Annotated in this window: 4 protein-coding genes; all 4 read left to right on the plus strand. The window is 35.7% G+C overall.

Features of this window, described 5'->3' with window-relative positions:
- The first annotated feature begins 1 nt into the window (after window position 1).
- From BTO23_RS15975 to BTO23_RS15990, 4 genes are read left to right on the plus strand one after another with little or no spacing between them, the layout of a single operon-like run.
- Window positions 2-1,462 carry a PAAR-like domain-containing protein gene (locus BTO23_RS15975; protein ID WP_245922125.1) on the plus strand — a complete coding sequence of 487 codons (1,461 nt, stop codon included), beginning with the start codon at window positions 2-4 and terminating at the stop codon, window positions 1,460-1,462.
- A 9-nt stretch (window positions 1,463-1,471) separates the two neighbouring features.
- Window positions 1,472-2,239: an AHH domain-containing protein gene (locus BTO23_RS15980; RefSeq protein ID WP_105064012.1), complete on the plus strand. Its 768-nt coding sequence runs from the start codon at window positions 1,472-1,474 to the stop codon at window positions 2,237-2,239.
- A complete protein-coding gene (locus BTO23_RS15985) occupies window positions 2,236-2,796 on the plus strand; it encodes a hypothetical protein (protein ID WP_061006030.1) in 561 nt (186 codons plus the stop codon). Before BTO23_RS15980 ends, BTO23_RS15985 begins: the two co-directional genes overlap by 4 nt.
- Before the next feature lies 1 nt (window position 2,797).
- Window positions 2,798-3,214, plus strand: a complete 417-nt coding sequence (locus BTO23_RS15990) for a hypothetical protein (RefSeq protein WP_105064013.1) — start codon at window positions 2,798-2,800, stop codon at window positions 3,212-3,214.
- Window positions 3,215-3,373: the final 159 nt, after the last annotated feature.

The following is a 3,373-nucleotide window of genomic DNA, read 5'->3' on the forward strand; positions in this document are numbered from 1 at the left end:
ATTGAGCGTAGTTCATCAAGGCTCTGGTGGGGAAGCAAATGCAACCCTACCCGATGTTTGTCTAACTAAGGTAGGTAAACCTATTGTGCCTATCCCTTATGGCAATAATGCCAAGTCAGCTGACTTAGCTAAAGGCACAACCACCATCACAATGGATGGGGGTAATCCTGTTGCGATTAAAGGAAGCACATTTTCAAAAAGTACTGGTGATGCCGGTGGTGATAAAAAAGGCGTAGCCTCTGGCACCATAGAAGCTGAGGCCGAATTCATCTCTGCCTCTCCTACTGTTAAGTTTGAGGGTAAAGGCGTTTGTCGTTTATCAGATCAAATGACAATGAACAAAGCCAACACCATGTGTTTAGGTGGTGCTCAGAATCCTTCTGTATCAGTATCGGCTGAAGAAGAAGGGACTTATACGGTTGATTTATTTCTTTCTTATTCTGATGGTGATCCCGTTCAGGGGGCAAGCTATACCCTAACAGACCAAACGAACGCGATATTTGAAGGCGGTTTAGGTCAAAATGGCAGAGCAAGCATTAGCGGTGTTTCCCCAGGAGAGTTCACCATTGAATACGGTGAAGATACTCGTGAATTTACGCCCAACAATCCAGATAAAAAAAATCCAAACTACAACCCTAACGCCAGCGCTCAAATGCTTATTGATGGCTCTAAACGCGGTGAAACTGGCTTCTGGGAAAACCCATGGAAAAAAATGGCTGGCGGTGCTAATTGGGTTTGGGGTGTCATTCTCGGTGATTTCAATGATGATGCAAGTGTAGAGCAAATTCTAGCAAGCACGGCAATAACGATGCTTCCTGTTGTAGACCAAGCCGCAGATGTTCGAGATATGGTCGCAAATACCATGACATTATTAAACGAAGAAGAACGCGATAAACCAGAAAATTGGTTAGCACTTTCTTTAACGTTAATTGGTTGTATCCCTGTATTTGGCAGCGCGGTAAAAGGTACCTGTAAGGTTGCTTTAAAATCAGGTAAGGCAACCTCAAAGGACGATTTATTAGCCATAATGAGAGCCATGGGTAAAGGTGACCCTGAAAAATTCTTACGTACACTTGATTGGGCTGACTATGCAAAACAAGCCAGTCAGATTATTTCAAATGTACTGCAACCATGTATAGAAGTCGTTACCGAGCTCGCCTCTTACGCAAACCGAATTGGTGCTGATGAATTAAGTAACTACTTCTTAAAACTTGCCGATGAATTCAATATTATCGACAAAGTAGTACCAAACAAATTACAAGAAGCCATGAGTGAATTTGATGATTTATTCAAACGTATTTTAGGCCAAGCAGATCACGTTTATCCTGCGAAAACTAAGCATAATACAGGTAAGTCTTCTCAATCTGGCCGCAGTGACGATAAGGTAAGTGAGAAGAAAGATAATAAAGAATTCAAATGCCCTATTTGTAAGAAAACACCAAATATCTGTGATGCATATTAGAGGTTATTTATGTCTAAAAAAGCAAACAATACAACTTCGAGTCACTTGCTTATCAAAGGTGACGGTTCAAAACTAGCTAAAAAAATAGCTAAAAAAAGTTGGTCTAGCAACTTAAAAATACATCCTTGGTACGATGGAAAACATAACACTGAAAAAGGAGGACTTCAGGCACATCATATTATCACCACTGATTCTTTAAATGGTCGCTTATGGGAAATCTGGAGAAAAACATATGAGTATGATATAAATCGAGCGAATAATGGAGTAATGCTACCAAGCAGCACAAAAATAGCTTGCCAAGTAGAGACTCACGTTCACCGTTCAAATCACAATCGAGGACTAGATTATGAAAATATTATTAATAAATACTGGTCAGGAGATAACCCGAAAGAAATTCCAGATGAAGAATGTGAAACTCTATATAATGATGAAATCACTTACTTAAAAGGTGTAAAAAAACAGATAAGTGAAATAAAAAAAAGAGCTGAAAATAAATTCTATTGTAAAAAAAATAATAAAGAAGCATTCACTGAAGATTTAGATGATGCAGCAGAAGATGTCATTGATAAACTAAACAACTTTCACTGGACCATCTCGAGATATGGAAAGGATTATGCTCCTGGATGTAAAATTGGTTGCGGCGGTGGAAATATTGAAAGTGATAAGAAAAAAAGGGAATCATGCTCACACCGATTAAAAATTAACAATAAAATACATCAAATAAAAAATAAAAAGAATTTAATAATGGAACCAAGAAAACTAAAGGCTGGATCATGAACGAATATTACTTTCCCAAAGAAAACACATACACTCCAATGTATGAAGTACCAGAAGAGTATGAAGAAGGGGCTTACAGTACTAGATTCACATTTCCTAGTAAGCCAATACCTGTTTTATCAAAATATAAGCTAAAAGAATCCTATCAGATATCGGATATCATCTTACATCCTGAATTTTCTATTTCATTAAATATATATAACTCTATTAATATAAAAAATATTTATGGTGGTAATTGGATTCCTATCTTATTAAAAGATAAGGGAGAACATGAGTTTATGATGCTACAACTGGCTAATGAACTAAATGTAATAGATCATGAAAAAAGTGAATTCAAAAGAAAAAAACGAGGTAGTATTTCAGGAATGAAAAAGCTTATTCTTGACCCTGACAAGATCGAAAGTATACCCTTATATAAAAGGTTAATATTTAAAGACGAATCATGGGGTTTCCATACTTTTTATCATAAAAAAATCGTAGAAAAAATAATGTCAATGAATCCAACAGGAATTGAATTTATCCCTGTCAATAACTTTAATGACTCATGGGTAGGTTAATATGTATATTAAATTCAACAAAAACAACATTAGTGCCACACTACCAGAAAAAAGACCCAAAATGATATTCTCAAACCCTGATTTATTTATCGTATTTAATGAACAAGTACGATTTGTCTTATGGGAAGACATACTTGATAAGATTGACGAAAAGTGGCTAAAAAACATGGACTTATGGGAGTCCAACTTTGATTTTGGTAATAATGAAGATGACTATGATCGACAATTTGACAACTATAAAACTATAGAGTTATTACAATTTCCAGAATACGAATCAATCGATACACCAGAAACTAGTGCATTTATTTATGATAAAAATCGTGTGCTCTATATCAGTGAAAAATTTATTAGTGACTTAAAGAAAGCTGGTTGCGTTGATATTTGGTACGACACAACAGCACCATACGGAAGATATTAAAATATTTATTTAATTAGAAAAACATCGGGGCTCTCATTGGTGTTTTTCTATGACTTACATAATTATACTTACACAACCCATTCCTCACCATCGATACAATAACTACCGCCTCAGAAATTTTAACCTCTATTTTTCAAATCAATACTATAAAGAATCTTT

This window comes from Aliivibrio sifiae (assembly GCF_002954715.1).
GTDB classification, from domain to species: Bacteria; Pseudomonadota; Gammaproteobacteria; order Enterobacterales; family Vibrionaceae; genus Aliivibrio; species Aliivibrio sifiae.